Annotated in this window: 19 protein-coding genes and 1 pseudogene; 12 read left to right on the top strand and 8 right to left on the bottom strand. The window is 55.4% G+C overall.

What is annotated here, in order from left to right:
• Positions 1-89: 89 nt before the first annotated feature.
• From pstS to Q3H59_RS20195, 6 genes are all read left to right on the top strand, one after another.
• Positions 90-1,133: a phosphate ABC transporter substrate-binding protein PstS gene (gene pstS / locus Q3H59_RS20220; protein WP_049852409.1), complete on the top strand. Its 1,044-nt coding sequence runs from the start codon at positions 90-92 to the stop codon at positions 1,131-1,133.
• A gap of 89 nt (positions 1,134-1,222) precedes the next feature.
• Positions 1,223-2,185, top strand: coding sequence for a phosphate ABC transporter permease PstC (gene pstC / locus Q3H59_RS20215; RefSeq protein ID WP_101763907.1), 963 nt, complete (start codon positions 1,223-1,225; stop codon positions 2,183-2,185).
• Positions 2,182-3,069: a phosphate ABC transporter permease PstA gene (pstA, locus tag Q3H59_RS20210; RefSeq protein WP_101763906.1), complete on the top strand. Its 888-nt coding sequence runs from the start codon at positions 2,182-2,184 to the stop codon at positions 3,067-3,069. The genes pstC and pstA overlap by 4 nt, the downstream gene beginning before the upstream one ends.
• 43 nt (positions 3,070-3,112) lie before the next feature.
• Positions 3,113-3,886 carry a phosphate ABC transporter ATP-binding protein PstB gene (gene pstB, locus Q3H59_RS20205; protein WP_309836566.1) on the top strand — a complete coding sequence of 258 codons (774 nt, stop codon included), beginning with the start codon at positions 3,113-3,115 and terminating at the stop codon, positions 3,884-3,886.
• Between the two features lie 14 nt (positions 3,887-3,900).
• Positions 3,901-4,635 (top strand): phosphate signaling complex protein PhoU, encoded by a 735-nt coding sequence (phoU, locus tag Q3H59_RS20200; RefSeq protein ID WP_007893583.1) that lies wholly within the window; start codon positions 3,901-3,903, stop codon positions 4,633-4,635.
• 119 nt (positions 4,636-4,754) lie between these two features.
• The gene (locus Q3H59_RS20195) at positions 4,755-5,993 is read left to right on the top strand and encodes an MFS transporter (RefSeq protein ID WP_101763904.1); all 1,239 of its coding nucleotides are present in this window, start codon (positions 4,755-4,757) and stop codon (positions 5,991-5,993) included.
• 104 nt (positions 5,994-6,097) lie between these two features.
• On the opposite strand, the gene yieH is transcribed toward Q3H59_RS20195, so the two are convergent.
• The gene (gene yieH, locus Q3H59_RS20190; protein ID WP_192414277.1) at positions 6,098-6,760 is read right to left on the bottom strand and encodes a 6-phosphogluconate phosphatase; all 663 of its coding nucleotides are present in this window, start codon (positions 6,758-6,760) and stop codon (positions 6,098-6,100) included.
• A 151-nt stretch (positions 6,761-6,911) separates the two neighbouring features.
• Here yieH and Q3H59_RS20185 point away from each other — a divergent pair, with 151 nt between their 5' ends.
• Positions 6,912-8,225 (top strand): NCS2 family permease, encoded by a 1,314-nt coding sequence (locus Q3H59_RS20185; RefSeq protein WP_101763902.1) that lies wholly within the window; start codon positions 6,912-6,914, stop codon positions 8,223-8,225.
• 28 nt (positions 8,226-8,253) lie between these two features.
• Here Q3H59_RS20185 and Q3H59_RS20180 read toward each other — a convergent pair whose 3' ends face one another.
• The gene (locus Q3H59_RS20180) at positions 8,254-9,000 is read right to left on the bottom strand and encodes a 4'-phosphopantetheinyl transferase superfamily protein (RefSeq protein ID WP_110868240.1); all 747 of its coding nucleotides are present in this window, start codon (positions 8,998-9,000) and stop codon (positions 8,254-8,256) included.
• Positions 9,001-9,294: 294 nt separating this feature from the next.
• Here Q3H59_RS20180 and Q3H59_RS20175 point away from each other — a divergent pair, with 294 nt between their 5' ends.
• Positions 9,295-9,804: a flavin reductase family protein gene (locus Q3H59_RS20175; RefSeq protein ID WP_192414279.1), complete on the top strand. Its 510-nt coding sequence runs from the start codon at positions 9,295-9,297 to the stop codon at positions 9,802-9,804.
• A gap of 46 nt (positions 9,805-9,850) precedes the next feature.
• Here the strand turns inward: Q3H59_RS20175 and Q3H59_RS20170 are convergent, their stop codons facing one another.
• From Q3H59_RS20170 to rpmH, 6 genes and pseudogenes are all read right to left on the bottom strand, one after another.
• Entirely contained in the window at positions 9,851-10,441 is a 591-nt protein-coding gene (locus Q3H59_RS20170; RefSeq protein ID WP_137386827.1) for a malonic semialdehyde reductase, read from the bottom strand.
• Positions 10,442-10,633: 192 nt separating this feature from the next.
• On the bottom strand, positions 10,634-11,998 hold the full coding sequence (mnmE, locus tag Q3H59_RS20165; RefSeq protein WP_309836560.1) for a tRNA uridine-5-carboxymethylaminomethyl(34) synthesis GTPase MnmE: 1,365 nt from the start codon (positions 11,996-11,998) through the stop codon (positions 10,634-10,636).
• A 96-nt stretch (positions 11,999-12,094) separates the two neighbouring features.
• On the bottom strand, positions 12,095-13,741 hold the full coding sequence (yidC, locus tag Q3H59_RS20160) for a membrane protein insertase YidC (RefSeq protein WP_101763898.1): 1,647 nt from the start codon (positions 13,739-13,741) through the stop codon (positions 12,095-12,097).
• A 2-nt stretch (positions 13,742-13,743) separates the two neighbouring features.
• On the bottom strand, positions 13,744-14,001 hold the full coding sequence (yidD, locus tag Q3H59_RS20155; RefSeq protein WP_007893564.1) for a membrane protein insertion efficiency factor YidD: 258 nt from the start codon (positions 13,999-14,001) through the stop codon (positions 13,744-13,746).
• Positions 13,965-14,325, bottom strand: a pseudogene (gene rnpA / locus Q3H59_RS20150) (ribonuclease P protein component). The gene yidD and the pseudogene rnpA overlap by 37 nt, the downstream one beginning before the upstream one ends.
• 14 nt (positions 14,326-14,339) lie before the next feature.
• Positions 14,340-14,480: a 50S ribosomal protein L34 gene (rpmH, locus tag Q3H59_RS20145; protein WP_003849659.1), complete on the bottom strand. Its 141-nt coding sequence runs from the start codon at positions 14,478-14,480 to the stop codon at positions 14,340-14,342.
• Positions 14,481-15,082: 602 nt separating this feature from the next.
• Between rpmH and dnaA the strand changes: the two genes are divergently transcribed.
• The 4 genes from dnaA (at position 15,083) to gyrB (ending at position 21,236) form a co-directional block, all read left to right on the top strand.
• The gene (gene dnaA / locus Q3H59_RS20140; protein WP_101763897.1) at positions 15,083-16,483 is read left to right on the top strand and encodes a chromosomal replication initiator protein DnaA; all 1,401 of its coding nucleotides are present in this window, start codon (positions 15,083-15,085) and stop codon (positions 16,481-16,483) included.
• A 5-nt stretch (positions 16,484-16,488) separates the two neighbouring features.
• Positions 16,489-17,589 (top strand): DNA polymerase III subunit beta, encoded by a 1,101-nt coding sequence (gene dnaN / locus Q3H59_RS20135; protein ID WP_008105300.1) that lies wholly within the window; start codon positions 16,489-16,491, stop codon positions 17,587-17,589.
• A 138-nt stretch (positions 17,590-17,727) separates the two neighbouring features.
• Positions 17,728-18,813 (top strand): DNA replication/repair protein RecF, encoded by a 1,086-nt coding sequence (gene recF, locus Q3H59_RS20130; RefSeq protein WP_101763896.1) that lies wholly within the window; start codon positions 17,728-17,730, stop codon positions 18,811-18,813.
• A 17-nt stretch (positions 18,814-18,830) separates the two neighbouring features.
• On the top strand, positions 18,831-21,236 hold the full coding sequence (gyrB, locus tag Q3H59_RS20125; RefSeq protein WP_101763895.1) for a DNA topoisomerase (ATP-hydrolyzing) subunit B: 2,406 nt from the start codon (positions 18,831-18,833) through the stop codon (positions 21,234-21,236).
• Positions 21,237-21,329: the final 93 nt, after the last annotated feature.

Genomic DNA, 21,329 nt, shown 5'->3' with positions numbered 1-21,329 from the left:
CAAACTGTCCTATTTTCCCTCCAGCAGCAATCACTGACTCCTACTAAAAAGGCATTGAGCCTGATTTTTTTGAATCCCCTGGAGGGAACATGACACTGATGCGTAGCACCGTAGCCCGAATCCTCGCCGCCACCTTCGCAGTAAGCGCGGTTTCTGCTTTTGCAGCCACCGATCTGACGGGCGCAGGCGGGACATTCCCGGCGCCGGTTTATGCCAAGTGGGCAGCCGAGTACCAGCAAGCCACCGGTAGCAAAATCAACTATCAGGGTATTGGTTCTTCCGGCGGCGTGAAGCAAATCATCGCGAAAACCGTCGATTTCGGTGCGTCTGATGCGCCAATGAAAGAAGAAGATCTGCAGAAAAACGGCCTGTTCCAGTTCCCTACCGTCATTGGTGGTGTGGTGCTGGCGGTTAACATCCCAGGTGTGAAATCCGGTGAACTGACTCTTGACGGTAAAACCGTGGGCGACATCTACCTCGGCACCATCAAAAAGTGGAACGACCCGGCGATCACTAAACTGAACCCAGGCGTGAAACTGCCAGATTCCAACATCAACGTGGTTCGCCGCGCTGACGGTTCCGGTACTTCCTTCGTCTTCACCAGCTACCTGGCAAAAGTGAACGAAGAGTGGAACAGCAAAATCGGTAAAGGTAACACCGTTAACTGGCCAACCGGTCTGGGCGGTAAAGGTAACGACGGCGTGGCCGCGTTTGTACAGCGTCTGCCGGGTTCAATTGGCTATGTGGAATACGCTTACGCCAAGCAGAACAACCTGACCTACACCAAACTGGTTGATGCCGACGGTAAAGCGGTTGCACCAAGCGAAGAGAGCTTTGCTAACGCCGCGAAAGGCGCAGACTGGAGCAAAACCTTTGCTCAGGATCTGACCTTCCAGAAAGGCAACGATGCATGGCCGATCACCTCAACCACCTTCATCCTGATTTACAAAGATCAGGCGAATGCGGAGAAAGGTAGCGAAGTGCTGAAGTTCTTCGACTGGGCATACAAAGGTGGCAGCAAAACCGCAACCGACCTGGATTACGCCGCGCTGCCAGAAAGCGTAGCTAACCAGATTCGTGCAGCGTGGAAAGCGAACATCAAAGATAGCTCCGGTAAAGCGCTGTACCAGTAACAGATTGACCCGGCCAGCCGAGACTGTTGGCCAACCCCAATGGGCGGCCTGCGTGCCGCCCTGACATCCCCCTGAGAACAGAGAATTCTATGGCTGCCACTAAGCCGACGTTCAAAGCCCCCGGTAAACAAGGCGACATGATTTTCGGCGCGCTGGTGAAGCTATCCGCGCTTATCGTGTTGCTGTTGATGGGCGGCATTATCGTCTCCCTGATTTTCTCCTCCTGGCCAAGCATCCAAAAATTTGGTTTCTCTTTCCTGTGGAACAAAACCTGGGATGCGCCAAACGAACAATTTGGTGCGCTGGTACCGATTTACGGCACCCTCGTCACCTCGATTATTGCCTTGATCATTGCCGTGCCGGTGAGCTTCGGCATCGCGCTGTTCCTGACCGAACTGGCGCCAGGCTGGCTGCGTCGCCCGCTGGGCACCGCCATTGAGCTGCTGGCGGCCATCCCCAGCATCGTGTACGGCATGTGGGGCCTGTTTGTTTTCGCGCCGCTGTTCGCCGAATATTTCCAGACGCCAGTTGGCAACGTGATGGCGAATATCCCGATTGTCGGCACGCTATTCTCTGGCCCGGCATTCGGTATCGGTATTCTGGCGGCGGGCGTGATTCTCGCCATCATGATCATTCCGTACATCGCCTCGGTGATGCGCGACGTATTTGAACAAACGCCGGTGATGATGAAAGAGTCTGCTTACGGTATCGGCTGCACCACGTGGGAAGTGATCTGGCGCATCGTGCTGCCGTTCACCAAAAATGGCGTGATCGGCGGCGTGATGCTTGGCCTGGGCCGCGCGTTGGGTGAAACCATGGCGGTGACCTTTATCATCGGTAACACCTACCAGCTCGACAGCGCCTCGCTGTTTATGCCGGGCAACAGCATCACCTCCGCGTTGGCCAACGAATTCGCCGAAGCGGAATCCGGTGTTCACGTTGCGGCTCTGATGGAGCTGGGTCTGATTCTGTTCGTGATTACCTTTATCGTGCTGGCGATCTCCAAACTGATGATCCTGCGTTTGGCGAAGAGTGAAGGAGCCCGTTCATGACCGCTATTGAAGTTCAGGCTCGCGCTGAGCTGGAAGCCTCGCGCCGCAAAATGCAGGCATGGCGCAGTACCAAAAACAAAATTGCCCTGACGCTGTCGCTGATGACCATGGCATTCGGTCTGTTCTGGCTGGTGTGGATTCTGTTCACCACCGTTACGCGCGGCGTTGATGGGTTGAGCTGGGAGCTGTTTACCGAATCGACACCGCCGCCCAACACCGCAGGCGGTGGTTTAGCCAACGCCTTACTCGGCAGCGGTTTACTGATTTTCTGGTCGACGATCATCGGAACGCCGCTCGGCATCATGGCTGGGATTTATCTGGCGGAATATGGCCGTAAACACTGGCTGGCGGAAGTGATTCGCTTCATCAACGACATTCTGCTGTCAGCACCGTCGATTGTGGTGGGCCTGTTCGTTTACACCATTGTGGTATCGCAGATGCAGCACTTCTCCGGTTGGGCGGGCGTAGTAGCGCTGGCGCTGCTGCAAATCCCGATTGTGATTCGTACCTCCGAAAATATGCTGCGTCTGGTACCCGACAGCATGCGTGAAGCGGCTTATGCGCTGGGTACGCCGAAGTGGAAGATGATTTCGGCGATTACGCTGAAAGCCTCGGTTTCCGGCATCATCACCGGTGTGCTGTTGGCCGTGGCGCGTATTGCCGGTGAAACCGCACCGCTGCTGTTTACTGCGCTGTCGAACCAGTTCTGGAGCACCGACATGATGCAGCCGATCGCTAACCTGCCGGTCACCATCTTTAAATTCGCCATGAGCCCGTTTGCCGAGTGGCAAAGCCTGGCGTGGGCGGGTGTGCTGATTATTACCGTGTGCGTGCTGCTGCTGAACATTGTGGCGCGTGTGGTTTTCGCCAAGGGCAAACACTAATTTCCCAGCGCGGCTTCGGCGGCGCTGCTTATGAGAGACGAGAATGAGTAACGTGACTTCATCAGCCGGTAAAATTCAGGTCCGTAATCTGAACTTCTATTACGGTAAGTTTCACGCGCTGAAAAACATCAATCTGGATATCACCAAAAATCAGGTGACCGCGTTTATCGGCCCATCAGGTTGCGGTAAATCCACTTTGCTGCGCACCTTCAACAAAATGTACTCGCTCTATCCGGAGCAGCGTGCCGAAGGTGACATCCTGCTGGATGGCGATAACATTCTGGCTTCCAATCAGGATATCGCCCTGCTGCGCGCCCGCGTCGGTATGGTGTTCCAGAAGCCTACGCCATTCCCGATGTCGATTTATGACAACATCGGCTTCGGCGTGCGGCTGTTTGAGAAGCTGTCGCGTGCCGATATGGATGAGCGCGTGCAGTGGGCGCTGACCAAAGCCGCGCTGTGGAATGAAACCAAAGACAAGCTGCATCAGAGCGGTTACAGTCTTTCCGGCGGTCAGCAGCAGCGTTTGTGCATCGCCCGCGGCATCGCGATTCGCCCGGAAGTGCTGTTGCTGGATGAGCCTTGCTCCGCGCTGGATCCGATTTCAACCGGTCGTATTGAAGAGCTGATCACCGAACTGAAGCAGGATTACACTGTGGTGATCGTGACTCACAACATGCAGCAGGCTGCGCGTTGTTCTGACCACACCGCTTTTATGTATCTGGGCGAGCTGATTGAGTTCAGCGATACCGATACCTTGTTCACTAAGCCCGCAAAGAAGCAGACCGAAGATTACATCACCGGTCGTTACGGCTGATTCAGGAGACGCACATGGATAATTTAAATCTGAACAAACACATCTCCGGTCAGTTCAACGCGGAGCTGGAGCACATTCGCACGCAAGTGATGATCATGGGCGGCATGGTTGAGAAGCAGCTGATGGACGCCATCACCGCGATGCACAACCAGGATGGCGAGCTGGCGCGTCACGTCATTGACGGCGACCAGAAGGTTAACATGATGGAAGTGGAGATTGATGAAGCCTGCGTACGGATCATCGCCAAACGCCAACCGACCGCCAGCGATTTGCGCCTGGTAATGGCGATCATCAAGACCATTTCTGAGCTGGAACGCATTGGCGACGTGGCGGAAAAAATCAGCCGCACCGCGCTGGAGAAGTTCAGCCAGCAGCACCTGCCACTACTGGTGAGCCTTGAAGCGCTTGGTCATCACACCGTGCAGATGCTGCACGACGTGTTGGATGCGTTCGCGCGCATGGATCTCAACGAAGCCATCAAAATCTACCGCGAAGATAAGAAGGTGGATAAAGAGTACGAAGGCATCGTGCGTCAGCTGATGACCTACATGATGGAAGATCCGCGCACTATCCCAAGCGTGCTGACCGCGCTGTTCTGCGCGCGCGCCATCGAGCGTATCGGCGATCGCTGCCAGAACATTTGCGAAATTATCTTCTATTTCGTCAAAGGTCAGGATTTCCGTCATGTGGGCGGCGACAAGCTGGATGAACTGCTGTCGGGCGATGACGGCAGCAATAAACCCTCTTGATTGATGCGTCGGCGGCCCGTTGCCACTGTGGCTAACGGGCCGCCTGCTTAAATTCTGTCTGTTCTCATTGATTCCCTCTCTTTATACTTGGCGCACTTTTTTCTGCCAGGTGCTGTTACATGTCTTCCCCAACTCCTAAAAAACAAGCCATTACACCGGCGAAAGCCATGGTGGCGGCTATCAGCGGCTACGCGATGGACGGATTTGATCTGCTGATTCTTGGTTTTATGCTGCCGGCGATCAGCGTCTCGCTGGCGCTCGATCCGTCTCAGGCCGGTTCGCTGGTCACCTGGACACTGATTGGCGCGGTGATCGGCGGCATCGTGTTTGGCCATCTCAGCGATCGTTATGGTCGCATCCGTATCCTTACCGTTACTATTCTGGTGTTCTCAGTGTTCACCGGCCTGTGCGCCGTGGCGCAGGGTTATTGGGATCTGCTGGTGTACCGCACGCTGGCGGGCGTGGGATTGGGCGGAGAGTTCGGCATCGGCATGGCGCTGATTGCCGAAGCCTGGCCGAAAGAGAAGCGCAACCGCGCCTCGGCGTGGGTGGGCATTGGCTGGCAGCTCGGTGTGCTGCTGGCGGCCTTTATCACGCCGCCGCTGCTGAGCGTGATTGGCTGGCGCGGCATGTTCCTCGTCGGTTTGCTGCCGGCGCTGGTCTCCTTTGTGATTCGCCGCAGCATGGGCGAGCCGGAGAGCTTTACCCGCCACGTGGAGAAAACGCCGCAGCTCTCGTTTGGCGCACGTCTTAAATTGCTGTTTGCCGATCGCGCCACCAGCAAAGCCAGCCTGGGGATTTTCATTCTCTGCTCGGTGCAAAACTTTGGTTACTACGGATTGATGATCTGGATGCCGAGCTATCTGTCGTCCAGCTTCGGTTTCAGCCTGACCAAATCTGGCCTGTGGACGGCGGTGACGGTGGTGGGCATGACGTTCGGCATCTGGCTGTTTGGCGTGCTGGCCGATCGTTTCGCGCGCTGGAAAATCTTCCTGCTGTATCAGTTTGGCGCGGTGGTGATGGTGGTGGTGTATGCGCAGCTGCGCGATCCTACGGTGATGCTGTTTACCGGCGCGCTGATGGGGATGTTTGTGAACGGCATGATCGGCGGCTACGGCGCGCTGATTTCCGATACTTTCCCACCGCAGGCGCGCGCAACGGCGCAGAACGTGTTGTTTAATTTGGGGCGTGGCGTAGGCGGGTTTGGTCCATTGGTGATTGGCCTGCTGGCGACCAATATCTCTTTCACCGCGGCGATCACGCTGCTGGCGCTGATTTATCTGCTGGATATCGCCGCCACGCTGTTCCTGCTGCCGAAGAAGCAGAGCAACGAGGATTCGTTAGGGGCGATTGGCTGATTTGGTTTGTGCTGGCTGTCCCCCATCCCGGCCTTCCCCCATGAATGGGGGAGGACCGAGGAGGGGGACAGCCAGCACAAACCAAGGAGGGGGGAAAACGAGCTCTACCCCACCAAATCCCAGCCACGCGCGCGCCACAAATCCGGCAACTGCGCCATATCATCAAAGCGCGTCACCAGCGGATGATCGAGCTCGGGATTGTGCGCATCGGCGCAGTAGTAAAACACCGGAATCCCGGCCGCGATCCCGGCACGCGCGCCCGCTTCGGAATCATCCACCAGAATGCACTTCTCAATCGGCACCTGCATCTGCTCGGCGGCGTGATACATCAGTTCCGGATCCGGCTTCCAGTGGTTAATGTCATACCCGCTGTACAGCTTGCCATCGAGATACGGCAGCATGCCGGTCAATCCCAGCGAATGCTGCATCTTCTTCACCGTGCCGTTTGAAACCACACACATTGGCACTTTCACGCGCTCCACCAGCGCTTTGGCACCGGCAATCGGCTTCAAATCGAGATCAAACAATCTCGCCACTTCGGCGCGATAGGCGGTTTCCACTTCTTCGAGCGGCAGTTCAACCTGATGTTCGGCCGCCACATCGCGGATGATGTCGTAGAGCTTTACCCCTTTATACTGCTCAAACATCTGCTGCAGAGAGCGTTCAATACCGTAGCGGGCAAAGGTGTTGACGTAAGCTTGCGTACAGATCACTTCGCTGTCGACCAGCGTGCCGTCGCAATCAAAAAAAATACATTCCACCGACATCGCACATCATCCTTTTGTTAAACAATAAGCTGACACTCTAGCGCACTGAGCGTAGAAAGCGACCCTGAGCAACCGGTTGCGAATAATCAGTGTTTTGCCACGCTAAACTCTATAGGATACGCGGCGATAAATTTTTTAGCGGAACAGTGGAATGACTAATCAGGGCCTTTTGCAGCGCATCTTTAAACTGCAGGAACACGGAACCACCGTGCGTACCGAAGTGATTGCCGGTTGCACGACTTTCCTGACGATGGTGTACATCGTTTTCGTTAACCCGCAAATTCTCGGTGTAGCGGGCATGGATACGCAGGCGGTGTTTGTTACTACCTGCTTGATTGCCGCGTTCGGCAGTATTCTGATGGGGCTGGTGGCGAATTTGCCGGTAGCACTGGCACCGGCGATGGGCCTGAACGCCTTCTTCGCTTTTGTGGTGGTCGGGGCCATGGGATACTCGTGGCAGATTGGTATGGGCGCGATTTTCTGGGGCGCGCTGGGTCTGCTGATCCTCACGCTGCTGCGCGTGCGTTACTGGATGATTGCCAACATTCCGCTCAGCCTGCGTGTTGGCATTACCGCCGGTATTGGTCTGTTTATCGCCATGATGGGGCTGAAAAACGCCGGAATTATCGTGCCGAACGCCGATACCATTGTGGCTGTGGGTAATCTGACCTCGCACAGCGTGCTGCTTGGGGCGCTGGGTTTCTTCATCATCGCAATTCTGGCTTCCCGCAATATCCATGCGGCGGTGCTGGTGTCGATTGTGGTGACGACCGCGCTGGGCTTGATCATTGGCGATGTGAAATTCAGCGGCGTGTTCGCCGCTCCGCCAGCGATCACTTCTGTTGTGGGCCAGGTTGATATCAAAGGCGCGTTCAACATCGGCATGGCCGGGGTGATCTTCTCCTTTATGCTGGTGAATCTGTTCGACTCCTCCGGCACGTTGATTGGCGTGACCGATAAAGCCGGGCTGACCGACGAGAAAGGCACTTTCCCGCGCATGAAGCAGGCGCTGTACGTTGATAGCATCAGTTCGGTGACCGGTTCGCTGATTGGTACCTCATCGGTGACCGCCTACATTGAAAGCTCGTCCGGCGTGGCGATCGGCGGTCGTACCGGCCTGATGGCGGTGATCACCGGGATTCTGTTCCTGCTGGTGATGTTCCTGTCACCGCTGGCGGCGATGGTGCCCTCTTATGCGGCGGCGGGTGCGCTGATTTACGTTGGCGTATTGATGACGGCGTCGCTGTCACGCGTGCAGTGGGACGATCTCACCGAAGCGGTGCCAGCGTTTGTTACTGCGGCGATGATGCCGTTCAGCTTCTCGATCACCGAAGGTATCGCGCTGGGCTTTATCTCTTACTGCGTGATGAAGTTGGGAACCGGCCGCTGGCGTGAAATCAGCCCGTGCGTGGTGGTGGTCGCGCTACTGTTCGTGCTGAAAATCGTCTTTATCGATGCCCACTAAACAGTAAAGGCCGCTGATGCGGCCTTTTTTACGGATGTCCCATCTCATGCGGCGTGACCAAACTGGTCAGGCGCAGCGTATGCGGCCCTATATTGGGTTTACTCATCTCGACATCGCGCAGTGCTTGCCACTGCTGCGCGCCATCAATCTCCCACAGATGTAAGCGTTCGGTGCCGGGCGACAGCGCGCACGACCACACCAGCGTGGGCTCAGCATCACACACCGCCTGAATATCGGGGAACACGGTGGAACGCAGCCGACCGGCCGCAGGATGCAAACGCAGTGAATCAATACCGCTATCGGTTTCGCCGGTGAGCTTGAGAATGCTTTGGCGCAGCGTCCAGATTTGCGTCAGCGCTTCCATGAAATCCTGCTGCGCGTTAATCCATGCTTTTTCGCCGGAGGAGAGATCCTGTGTCAGCATATCCTGTGTTTGGCGACTGTGTGCGCGCACAATTTCCATATCCAGTCCGGCGCGGCCGCCTTCTTCGGCCAGCAGCACACCGATAGTGTTTCCGGCGTAGGAGATGCTGAAATCGGGCAGGTTGGCATCGGCAAAACAGGGACGTCCGCTGCTGCTGGTCGTTAGCGCGGGGAGTTCGCGGATACCGTAGACGCGTAACATCAGCTGAGCAAGCAGTTCGCGTGCGGCGAGAAAGCGTCCGCGACGCTTGTCAGCGAAGCGCTGAGCGCTGTTGATTACTTCTTGTGGCACCCGCATGTTCTCAGAAGAAAAGGGCGGATTACCTATCCAACGTACAAAATGACTAGCCATCTGTCGCTCCATGAAAATGGTCGAATAATCATCAGTGCTATTGTAAGAATTTTCTCATGGGTTTGCATCCGGCTTAAGATGGAATAGGCGATATTTCAGATAAGGACGAAGCCATGCGGCAATCCCATTTGGCAACTTTGCATAGAACGCTTTTGCAGAAACCTGCCGGATTGAGTGCCTAACTGTGTGATGTGGTGTAGGATTTGGGCAGTAAAACAGCACATCAAAGTGCGCTAACTCTTCATTCATCTGCCCATTGTGCGCATTGTTAAAACAGGCACGTCGGAGTTTTTTATGTCAGATACCGCTATTTCTCGCCAGGAATCGATCTCGCTTGATGAGTTTCGTCACGGCATGCGTCGCTTAACCGCGGGTGTTTCTCTGGTTACCACCGAATTTCAGGGCGAAAAGCTTGGGCTGATTGCCACGTCGGTCAGTTCGCTTGCGGCTGAGCCACCCAGCCTGCTGGTATGCGTGAATCGTAGCGCGTCCAGTCATGATGCTTTTACCGCAGCCGGCCATTTTGCCGTGAACGTGCTGCGTGAGCAGCATGACGACTTATGTGCCCAGTTCAGCCAATCCTCACGCCGCGCCGAGCGTTTTCAAAACGGTACGTGGCAGACGCTGAATACCGGCGCGCCGATTCTGGCTGATGCGCTGGTGAGTTTTGATTGCCAGCTGGAGAAGGTAGTGGAGTGGAACACGCACAGCGTGCTGCTGGCGCGTATCGTGGGCATTGCTCTGCCAGGTGAAGCGGCAGAGCCGATGATCTACTTCAACAGCGGCTTCCATTCACTGGGATAACCGCTTGAAACGGGCGTCGTGGGCTAAGCCCGACGCCTTTTCTCAATCAGGCAAAGGTGCTGGCTTCATCAAAGCCGAGACGCGGCAGACGCGCGTGCAGTTTGCTGGCTTCGCCATAGCCGAGATTGATCAGTAAGTTCACCTGCCATTTGCTCTCGCTAAAGAAGGCGTCGTTCACTTTTGACGGATCGAAACCGGACATCGGGCCGGCATCCAGGCCCAGCGAACGCGCAGCCAGAATCAAATAACCTGCCTGCAAGCTGCTGTTACGGAACGCGGTCTCTTTCGCCAGATCCGGGCTGCTGGTAAACCAGCTGCGCGCATCACCATGCGGGAACAGCTTCGGCAGCGCTTCATAGAACTCAGGATCCCACGCCACGATCACCGTTACCGGAGCGGACATGGTTTTGTCGACGTTGCCGGAGGAGAGCGCGGGTTTCAGCTTCTCTTTGCCTTCCTGCGAGGTCACAAACACAAAACGGCCCGGCGAGCAGTTAGCCGAGGTTGGACCCAGCGCGGTCAGGTGATAGAGCTGCTCCAGCACCTCCCGAGAAACCGGTTTGTCCTGCCAATAGCTGTGGGTGCGGGCTTCGATGAACAGCGTGTTCAGCGCCACGCTGTCGAGCGTTGTACTCATGTTTCTCTCCTGTTCAGGCAGCAACTTGCGCCCAATATTTAGCATGAATAATGAATGTACCCAGCAGGACCTGTTCGCCGGGCAATGATCGTTATACTGCAAAGGCGTGGGAGAGCCAAATAACAAAGACGCATGTCAACCGGGCGCCAGATGCGCGTGAATGCGCACCCGACATGAGAACGCCGCAGGCCATTACTTACCAATACAGAAACTGGAGAAGATTCTGCCCAGCAAATCGTCTGAGGTGAATTCACCGGTGATTTCGCTCAGCGCTTGCTGCGCTAACCGTAACTCTTCTGCCAGTAATTCGCCGGCCCACGCGCCTAACAGCTGATGCTTGCCCTGCTGCAAGTGGGTTGCGGCTAACTCCAGTGCTTGCAGATGGCGGCGACGGGCGAGGAATCCACCTTCCATATTGCCGGCAAATCCCATGCTCTGTTTCAGGTGATCGCGCAGCGCTTCCACACCTTCCCCGGTGCGCGCCGAGAGACGAATCAGTGAGTGACCGTTCACTTCAGTGAGGCCCAGCTCTTCGCCGGTCATATCCGCTTTGTTACGCACCACGGTAATTGGCAGCGCTTCCGGCAAACGGGCAACAAAATCTGGCCAGATGGCGGCGGCTTCAGTCGCGTCGGTGGTGGTGCCATCGACCATAAACAGCACGCGGTTGGCCTGCTCGATCTCCTGCCACGCGCGTTCAATACCAATGCGCTCGACCTCGTCGCTGGCTTCACGTAAACCGGCAGTATCGATGATGTGCAGCGGCATGCCGTCAATATGGATGTGCTCGCGCAGGACGTCGCGCGTGGTGCCAGCGATATCAGTCACAATCGCCGCTTCGCGTCCGGCTAAGGCATTCAGCAGGCTCGATTTTCCGGCATTGGGACGACCGGCAATCACCACTTTCATCCCTTCACGTAGCAGGCTGCCCTGACGCGCTTCGGCACGCACGCCGTTGAGGTCGCCGATCACCACATTGAGCTGTGCTTCAATTTTGCCGTCGGAAAGGAAATCGATCTCCTCATCCGGGAAGTCGATGGCCGCTTCCACATAGATGCGCAGGTGAGTAAGTGCTTCCACAAGTGCGTTGATGCGCAGGGAAAACGCGCCCTGCAGCGAGTTTACCGCCGAGCGGGCGGCTTGCTCTGAGCTGGCATCGATCAGATCGGCAATCGCTTCGGCTTGCGCCAAATCGAGCTTGTCGTTAAGGAAGGCGCGTTCGGAGAATTCACCAGGTTGTGCAATGCGTAAGCCGGGCAGCGCCACGATGCGCTTGAGCAGCAGGTCGAGAATCACCGGGCCGCCGTGGCCTTGCAGCTCCAGCACATCTTCACCGGTGAAGGAGTTCGGGCCAGGAAACCACAGCGCAATGCCCTGATCCAGCACGCTGCCATCGGCGTCGGTAAAGGGCAGATAGTCGGCATAGCGCGGCTTTGGCAGCTTGCCGAGCACGGCTTGCGCTACCTCAGCGGCTTTGGCGCCGGAGATACGCAGAATGCCAACGCCGCCACGGCCGGGAGGCGTCGCCTGGGCAACGATAGTGTCGCTGTGGCTCATGATTCCACCTTAAACTTTTAGGGTATTAATAAATAAAAATAGGGCGACATAAATGTCGCCCTTTGATTATACGCTGCTGCTGGTCGCAGTCAGGCGTTACGCTTTCTTCTTGTCGCGGCTATGCAGACCACGTTTTTCCAGGCCGCGATAAATTAGCTGCTGCTGGAGAATGGTCACCAGGTTGCTGACGATGTAGTACAGCACCAGACCTGATGGGAACCACAGGAAGAACACGGTGAAGATTACCGGCATGTAGGTCATGATCTTCTGCTGCATCGGATCGGTCACGGTGGTCGGTGACATCTTCTGAATGAAGAACATGGTGATACCCATGATGATCGGCAGAATGTAGTACGGATCCTGCGCTGACAGGTCATGAATCCACAGAATAAACGGCGCATGACGCAGTTCAACCGAGCCTGACAGCATGTAGTACAAGGCCAGGAAGATTGGCATCTGGATAACCAGTGGCAGACAGCCGCCCAGCGGGTTCACTTTCTCCGCCTTATACAGCGCCATCATTTCCTGGCTCTGCTTCTGCTTATCATCGCCCAGACGTTCACGCATCGCCTGAATCTTCGGCTGCAGCATACGCATCTTCGCCATCGAGGTGTACTGCGCTTTAGTCAGCGGGTACATGATGCCACGTACGATGAAGGTGATAACGATAATGGAGAAGCCCCAGTTACCGATAAAGCTGTGGATGAACTTCAGCAGTTTAAACAGCGGCTGCGAGATGAACCACAACCAGCCGTAATCCACGGTCAGATCCAGGTGAGGCGCGATGGCTGCCATCTGGTCCTGAATTTCCGGGCCTACCCACAGCGTTGCGCCGAGATCTTGCTGTGCGCCTGCGCCAACGGTCACAGGAGCAGATTTGTAGCCAATTGCCGCTACGCCATTGCCGAGGTTAGTGGTGTACAGCGTGTTATTACCCTGCGTGCGCGGCACCCAGGCGGTAGCAAAGTACTGCTGCAGCATCGCCACCCAACCATTGCTGGTGGTGGTGTTCAGGTTCTCGTTATCCGCGATGGTGTCGAATTTATATTTTTCGTATTTCGCATCGCTGGTTGAGTACGCTGCGCCACGGAAGGTGTGCAGAGCAAAGTTGTTGCTGCCGGTATCGCGGTGCTTAGGCACCTCGATGGTCTGCTTCAGCTGACCAAACATCGATACTTCCAGCGGCTGCTGAGTGGTGTTGTTGATGTTGTAGTCAACGTTTACCGCATACTCACCGCGCTTGAAGACGAACGTCTTGGTGTAAACCACGCCGTTTTCACCGGTCCAGGTCAACGGTACGCGCAGTTCGCTCTGGCCATCTGCCATCACGAAGCTATCTTGCGAAGTGGTATACAGCGGACGTGCGCCATTGTTCGGGTTATCCGGGCCGTTGCGGCCAGTTAAGCCACTCTGCGCCTGATAAACGAAGGCCGGTGTAGTTTCAAGCAGCTGGAACGGTGCATCTGAACCCAGTTTGTCCGGGTAAGTCAGCAGCTGAGCCTGCTCAATATCGCCACCACGCGTATTGATGTTGAGTGACAGGACATCTGTCTTAACGGTGATCGTTTTGCCCTGTCCGCTAGCCGGCACGCCGGAAGTGGCGGCATCACCCGCTGCGCTGTTTGTGTTTTGCGTGGTCTGGGTTTGCTGTGGCTGCGGAGCGTGGTCCGTCTGCCAGGCTTGCCAGATCATAAAAGACACGAACAGAAAAGCGATGAGAAAGAGATTGCGTTGCGAATCCATCGTTAATGTTCTCTGGTATCAAAGGTTTTTGGCGGCACAGGATCGTCACCACCCGGGTTCAAAGGGTGGCATTTTAATACGCGTTTTATCGTCAACCAACTGCCTTTTACAACGCCAAAGCGGCGCAAGGCCTCAATCCCATACTGCGAACAGGTGGGATGGAACCGGCAATGAGGTCCCAGCAGTGGGCTGATGGCGCGTTGATAAACGCGTATCAGGGCAATCAGGAGCCGCGAGCCAGGCGACAGTGACGACGCCATAGTTTCTCCAACGCTTCCGTCAGCGCACGGTTATCCAGGTCAGCAATCCCTTTTTTTAGCCACGATCACAAAATCCATTGCAGGGAGCTCATGTTGACGCAGACGAAAGCTTTCGCGGGTCAATCGCTTGATCCGGTTGCGTTCATGGGCGCGTTTTACATGTTTTTTTGCGACGGTGAGACCGATGCGGGGATGCCCCAGCGCGTTAAGTCGGCCGAGTATGGTGATTTGCGGCGTACCGGCTCGTTGTGGCTGCTGGAAGACGAAAGTGAAATGAGTGGGAGTTAACAAACGTAACTCCCTGGGAAATGCGAGCTTAACCACGAGGGTTAGCTTTATTACTTAGAAACGGTCAGACGAGAACGGCCTTTAGCACGACGACGTGCCAGAACCTGACGACCATTTTTTGTTGCCATACGAGCACGGAAACCGTGTGAACGGTTGCGCTTCAGTACGGACGGTTGAAAAGTGCGTTTCATGGCGATTTCTACCTAAACTTGAAAATTTTCACTGGGTGACGCGTTTTCGGGCCAGTAAATCGACCAACGCCTCAATGTGTCTTTAATAAAGAGGCGGGATTGTAATAATTGTACAGTCCAGAGTCAATTCACTTCGCTGGTCGCGGCACCTGGAAACCCAGATACAGCCCGCTGATTCCGGGCATCAAGGCTTCACGCAATAATGCCGGGTGGGGAATTATACGGGCTGTGGGTTAAAGCGCAAGGATCGCGCAGGATCTTCTTGCGATCAGTTTGCAGATTTGCTGCACGGAAACGAGAGCTTGCCAGAAAAATTAACGCTTTCAGCCACATTAACGCTGGCTTTTTTCGCAGAAAGCGTAAACTCATTATCACTTCAGTAGCCTGTGGATAAATTGGATCAAAACTGTGTAGAAAGGGAAGATCTCTGTGCAGCTTTACGTTATGATCCGCCCTTCCGCTGACGATCCTCGCTGCGATCGCCGGGGAAGACTACCGCGAATAGCGGTCGCAGGCGCTTTCCAACCGTCTGTGTCTAAAAATTACGTTTCTATTTATTAGCGCCTAAAATTCTTATCGATTTTGTACGAGTGGAGTCCGCCGTGTCACTTACGCTTTGGCAACAGTGTCTTGCCCGTTTGCAGGATGAGCTTCCTGCCACCGAATTCAGCATGTGGATTCGTCCGCTGCAAGCTGAATTGAACGACAATACGCTGACCTTGTATGCACCAAATCGGTTTGTACTCGACTGGGTTAGAGATAAATATCTCAATAGTATCAATGGGCTGCTGAATGAATTCTGCGGTGCAAATGTGCCGTTACTGCGTTTCGAAGTCGGTACGCGCCCTGCAGCGCAGGTCACCACTAACCAACCGGCGATGGCCAGTTACAATGCGCCCGCGCCGATCGAAAATCGTCCGGCACCCGCGCAAATTTTGCGTCCAAGTTGGGATTCCGTTCCCGCACCGGCCGATGTGACTTACCGCTCCAATGTGAATAACCGTCATAACTTCGACAACTTCGTTGAAGGTAAATCGAACCAGCTGGCGCGCGCGGCGGCACGTCAGGTGGCGGATAATCCTGGCGGCGCTTATAATCCATTGTTCCTTTATGGCGGCACCGGCTTGGGTAAAACTCACCTGTTGCACGCGGTGGGTAACGGCATTATTGCGCGCAAGCCCAATGCCAAAGTGGTGTACATGCACTCTGAGCGTTTTGTGCAGGACATGGTTAAAGCCTTGCAGAACAACGCCATTGAAGAGTTTAAGCGTTACTACCGCTCGGTTGATGCGCTGCTAATTGATGACATTCAATTCTTTGCCAATAAAGAGCGTTCGCAGGAAGAGTTCTTCCATACCTTCAACGCGCTGCTGGAAGGCAATCAACAGATCATCCTGACCTCGGATCGCTATCCAAAAGAGATCAACGGCGTCGAAGATCGCCTGAAATCACGTTTTGGTTGGGGATTAACCGTGGCGATCGAGCCGCCTGAACTGGAAACGCGCGTCGCGATTCTGATGAAGAAAGCCGATGAAAACGATATTCGCCTGCCGGGTGAAGTCGCCTTCTTTATTGCTAAGCGTTTGCGTTCCAATGTCCGCGAGCTGGAAGGCGCGCTGAACCGCGTGATTGCCAACGCGAACTTTACCGGTCGCGCGATTACCATCGATTTCGTGCGCGAAGCGCTGCGCGATCTGCTGGCGCTGCAGGAAAAGCTGGTCACCATCGATAATATTCAGAAAACGGTGGCCGAGTATTACAAAATTAAAGTGGCGGATTTGCTGTCGAAACGCCGTTCGCGTTCGGTAGCGCGTCCGCGCCAGATGGCGATGGCGATGGCGAAAGAGCTCACCAACCACAGCTTGCCGGAGATTGGCGATGCGTTTGGTGGCCGCGACCATACCACCGTGCTTCACGCTTGCCGTAAAATCGAGCAACTGCGTGAAGAGAGCCACGACATCAAAGAAGATTTCTCTAACCTCATTCGAACACTATCTTCCTGACGCATATGAAATTTATTGTAGAACGTGAGCAGTTACTGAAGCCACTGCAACAGGTTAGCGGTCCACTTGGCGGACGCCCGACGCTGCCGATCCTCGGAAATTTACTGCTGCAGGTTAGCGAAGGCTCGCTGCGCTTGACCGGCACCGATCTGGAAATGGAAATGGTAGCCCGTGTTGCGCTGACGCAGCCGCACGAGCCGGGCGCCACCACGGTTCCTGCGCGTAAATTCCTCGATATTTGCCGCGGTTTGCCGGAAGGCGCTGAAATCAGCCTGACGCTGGAAGGCGACAGAATGCTGGTGCGTTCTGGCCGCAGCCGTTTCTCGCTGTCAACGCTGCCCGCCAGCGACTTCCCGAATCTGGATGACTGGCAGAGCGAGGTGGAATTCACCTTGCCGCAGGCGACGCTAAAACGCCTGATTGAAGCCACGCAGTTCTCAATGGCGCATCAGGATGTGCGTTATTACCTCAACGGTATGCTGTTCGAAACCGAAGGCGAAGAGTTGCGTACCGTCGCCACCGATGGTCACCGCCTTGCAGTGTGCTCCATGCCGATTGGTCAGGCGCTGCCGAACCATTCGGTGATCGTGCCGCGTAAAGGGGTGATTGAGTTGATGCGTTTGCTCGACGGTGGCGAAACGCCGCTGCAGGTGCAAATCGGCAGCAGCAACATCCGCGCACACGTTGGCGACTTTATCTTTACGTCGAAGCTGGTTGACGGCCGTTTCCCGGATTATCGCCGCGTATTGCCGAAGAATCCCGACAAAGCGCTGGAAGCCGGCTGTGATATTTTAAAACAGGCGTTTGCGCGTGCGGCTATTCTCTCGAATGAGAAATTCCGCGGTGTTCGCATCTACATCACCGAAAATCAGCTCAAGATCACGGCGAATAACCCAGAGCAGGAAGAAGCGGAAGAGATGCTGGATGTCTCTTACAACGGCACCGATCTGGAGATTGGCTTCAACGTCAGTTACGTGCTGGATGTGTTGAATGCGCTCAAGTGCGAGAACGTGCGTTTGCTGCTGACCGATGGCGTATCGAGCGTGCAGATTGAGGATGTGGCCAGTCCGGCTGCAGCCTACGTCGTGATGCCAATGCGCTTGTGATCACGCAATTCCCCCTCCCACTTGTGGGAGGGGGCTAGGGGGAGGGACAGCGAGCAGATAACCTATTTCGCTGTCTTTCCCCCACCCAGCCTCCCCCGCAAGCGGGGGAGGTGAAAACCACTTCGACCCGGACTTTTCATGGCTTTAACCCGCCTCCTGATTAAAGATTTTCGCAATATCGAGCAGGCCGATCTGGCTTTGGCGCCGGGGTTTAATTTCCTTGTCGGTGCCAACGGCAGCGGTAAAACCAGCGTGCTGGAGGCGATTTACACGCTGGGGCACGGTCGCGCATTTCGCAGTTTGCAAGCGGGCCGCGTGATTCGTCACGATCAGGACGCCTTTGTGTTGCACGGCCGCATTGAAGGCAGCGAACGTGAAATGTCGGTCGGTCTGACCAAGAATCGCGCTGGCGACAGCAAAGTGCGTATTGATGGCAGCGATGGTCACAAAGTCGCCGAGTTGGCGCAGCTGCTACCGATGCAGCTGATTACGCCGGAAGGATTTACCCTGCTCAATGGCGGTCCAAAATATCGTCGAGCCTACATCGATTGGGGCTGCTTTCACGCCTCGCCTGGTTTTTTCCATGCCTGGAGCAATTTGCGTCGCCTGCTGAAACAGCGCAATGCGGCGCTGCGTCAGGTTTCGCGCTACAGCCAGATTCGTCCTTGGGATCAGGAACTGGTGCCGCTGGCCGAACAGATCAGCGCCTGGCGCGCCGAATACAGCGCGGCGATTTCCCGCGAGATCATCGCCACCTGCGGTCAGTTTTTACCGGAGTTTGCGTTAACGTTCTCTTTCCAGCGCGGCTGGGATAAAGAGAGCGACTACGCCGAACTGCTGGAACGCAATTTCGAGCGCGACCGCGCGCTCACGTATACCGCCAGCGGCCCGCATAAAGCCGATTTTCGCATTCGTGCTGAGGGCACGCCGGTGGAAGATTTACTCTCACGCGGCCAGTTAAAACTGCTGATGTGCGCGCTGCGCTTAGCGCAGGGCGAATACCTTACGCGCAGCAGCGGACAACGCTGTTTGTATTTGATTGATGACTTTGCCTCAGAGCTGGATGACACCCGTCGTCGGCTGTTAGCTGAACGCCTAAAAGCCACGCAGGCTCAAGTATTTGTCAGCGCCATTGGTGTCGAGCATGTAATCGACATGAGTGATGAAAAGGGCAAGATGTTCCGCGTGGAACAGGGTAAAATAGTGGTTCAACCTGAAGATTAAATGAGCGAGAAACGTTGATGTCGAATTCTTATGACTCCTCAAGTATCAAAGTCCTGAAAGGGCTTGATGCGGTACGCAAACGCCCGGGTATGTACATCGGCGATACGGATGACGGCACCGGTCTGCATCACATGGTATTCGAAGTCGTGGATAACGCAATCGACGAAGCGCTCGCCGGTCACTGTAGTGATATTACCGTTACTATTCATGCAGATAACTCTGTCTCGGTGCAAGATGATGGTCGTGGTATTCCTACCGGCATTCACCCGGAAGAGGGCGTCTCTGCTGCTGAAGTGATCATGACCGTCCTGCACGCAGGCGGTAAATTTGATGATAACTCATATAAAGTTTCCGGTGGTCTACATGGCGTTGGCGTTTCAGTCGTAAACGCCCTGTCACAGAAGCTGGAGCTGACCATTCGCCGTGAAGGCAAAGTGCATCAGCAGGTTTATCAGCACGGCGTGCCGCAGGCACCGCTGGCGGTGTCCGGTGATACCGATGCAACCGGTACTCGCGTGCGTTTCTGGCCGAGCTACGAAACCTTCACCAATGTGATTGAGTTTGAGTACGAAATCCTGGCGAAACGCCTGCGTGAACTGTCGTTCCTGAACTCTGGCGTTTCGATTCGTCTGGAAGACAAACGCGACGGCAAGAACGATCACTTCCACTACGAAGGCGGCATCAAGGCGTTCGTTGAGTATCTCAACAAGAACAAAACCCCGATTCACCCAACGGTGTTCTACTTCTCGACGGAGAAAGATGGCATTGGCGTGGAAGTGGCGCTGCAGTGGAACGATGGTTTCCAGGAAAACATCTACTGCTTCACCAACAACATTCCACAGCGCGACGGCGGTACGCACCTGGCGGGCTTCCGTGCGGCAATGACGCGTACGCTGAATGCCTACATGGATAAAGAAGGCTACAGCAAAAAAGCCAAAGTCAGTGCGACCGGTGACGATGCGCGTGAAGGCCTGATTGCAGTGGTTTCCGTGAAAGTGCCGGATCCGAAATTCTCTTCTCAGACCAAAGATAAGCTGGTCTCTTCTGAAGTGAAATCGGCGGTTGAGCAGCAGATGAACGAACTGCTGGCGGAATACCTGCTGGAAAATCCGTCTGACGCGAAAATCGTGGTCGGCAAAATTATCGATGCAGCGCGTGCGCGTGAAGCTGCCCGTCGTGCTCGTGAGATGACTCGCCGCAAAGGCGCGCTGGACTTGGCCGGTCTGCCGGGCAAACTGGCCGACTGTCAGGAGCGCGATCCGGCGCTGTCTGAAATCTACCTGGTGGAGGGTGACTCTGCAGGCGGATCCGCTAAACAGGGTCGTAACCGTAAGAATCAGGCGATTCTGCCGCTGAAGGGTAAAATCCTGAACGTGGAGAAAGCGCGTTTCGACAAGATGCTCGCTTCGCAGGAAGTTGCCACGCTGATCACCGCGCTGGGCTGTGGTATCGGCCGTGACGAATACAATCCGGACAAACTGCGTTATCACAGCATCATCATCATGACCGATGCGGACGTCGACGGCTCGCACATTCGTACGCTGCTGTTGACCTTCTTCTACCGTCAGATGCCAGAAATCGTCGAACGTGGTCACGTCTATATTGCGCAGCCGCCACTGTACAAAGTGAAGAAAGGCAAGCAAGAACAGTATATTAAAGACGACGAAGCGATGGATCAGTATCAGATTTCCATCGCCCTCGACGGCGCAACGCTGCACACCAACGCCAGCGCACCGGCGTTAGGCGGCCAGCCGCTGGAAACGCTGGTGGCGGATTTCAACGGCACGCAGCGCATGATCAAACGTATGGAGCGCCGTTTCCCTACGGCTCTGCTGCGCGGGCTGATCTACCATCCAACCTTGAGCGACCTCAGCGATGAAGCCGCTGTGAAAGGCTGGATCGACGGTTTAGTGGCGTATCTGACTGAGCGTGAAGCGCACGGCAGCAGCTATCTGGCCCATGTCCGCGCCAACCATGAGCAGAAGTTTGAACCGGTGCTGCGTGTGCGCACGCACGGCGTTGATACCGATTATCCGCTGGATAGCGAATTCATCGATGGACCGGAATACCGCAAAATCTGTGCGCTGGGCGAGCAGCTGCGCGGCCTGATCGAAGAAGATGCCTATATCGAACGTGGCGAACGTCGTCAGCCGGTCACCAGCTTCGAGCAGGCGATTGAGTGGCTGGTGAAAGAGTCGCGTCGCGGTCTGTCAGTCCAGCGTTATAAAGGTTTGGGTGAGATGAATCCAGAGCAGCTGTGGGAAACCACCATGGATCCCGATAGCCGCCGCATGTTGCGCGTGACCATCAAGGATGCGATTGCTGCCGATCAGCTGTTCACCACCTTGATGGGCGATGCGGTAGAACCGCGCCGCGCCTTCATCGAAGAGAATGCGCTGAAAGCCGCCAACATCGATATCTAATCGACACGTCAACACGTAAAAACCCTTCCCTGGTGGAAGGGTTTTTTATTTTCCGCCCGGCAAAACGCGCAAAGCCCGCTGCGGTAAAAAATC

It is taken from the genome of Pantoea sp. SORGH_AS_0659 (assembly GCF_031453915.1).
GTDB lineage: Bacteria > Pseudomonadota > Gammaproteobacteria > Enterobacterales > Enterobacteriaceae > Pantoea > Pantoea leporis.
This window is presented reverse-complemented; position numbering and strand designations above follow the sequence as displayed.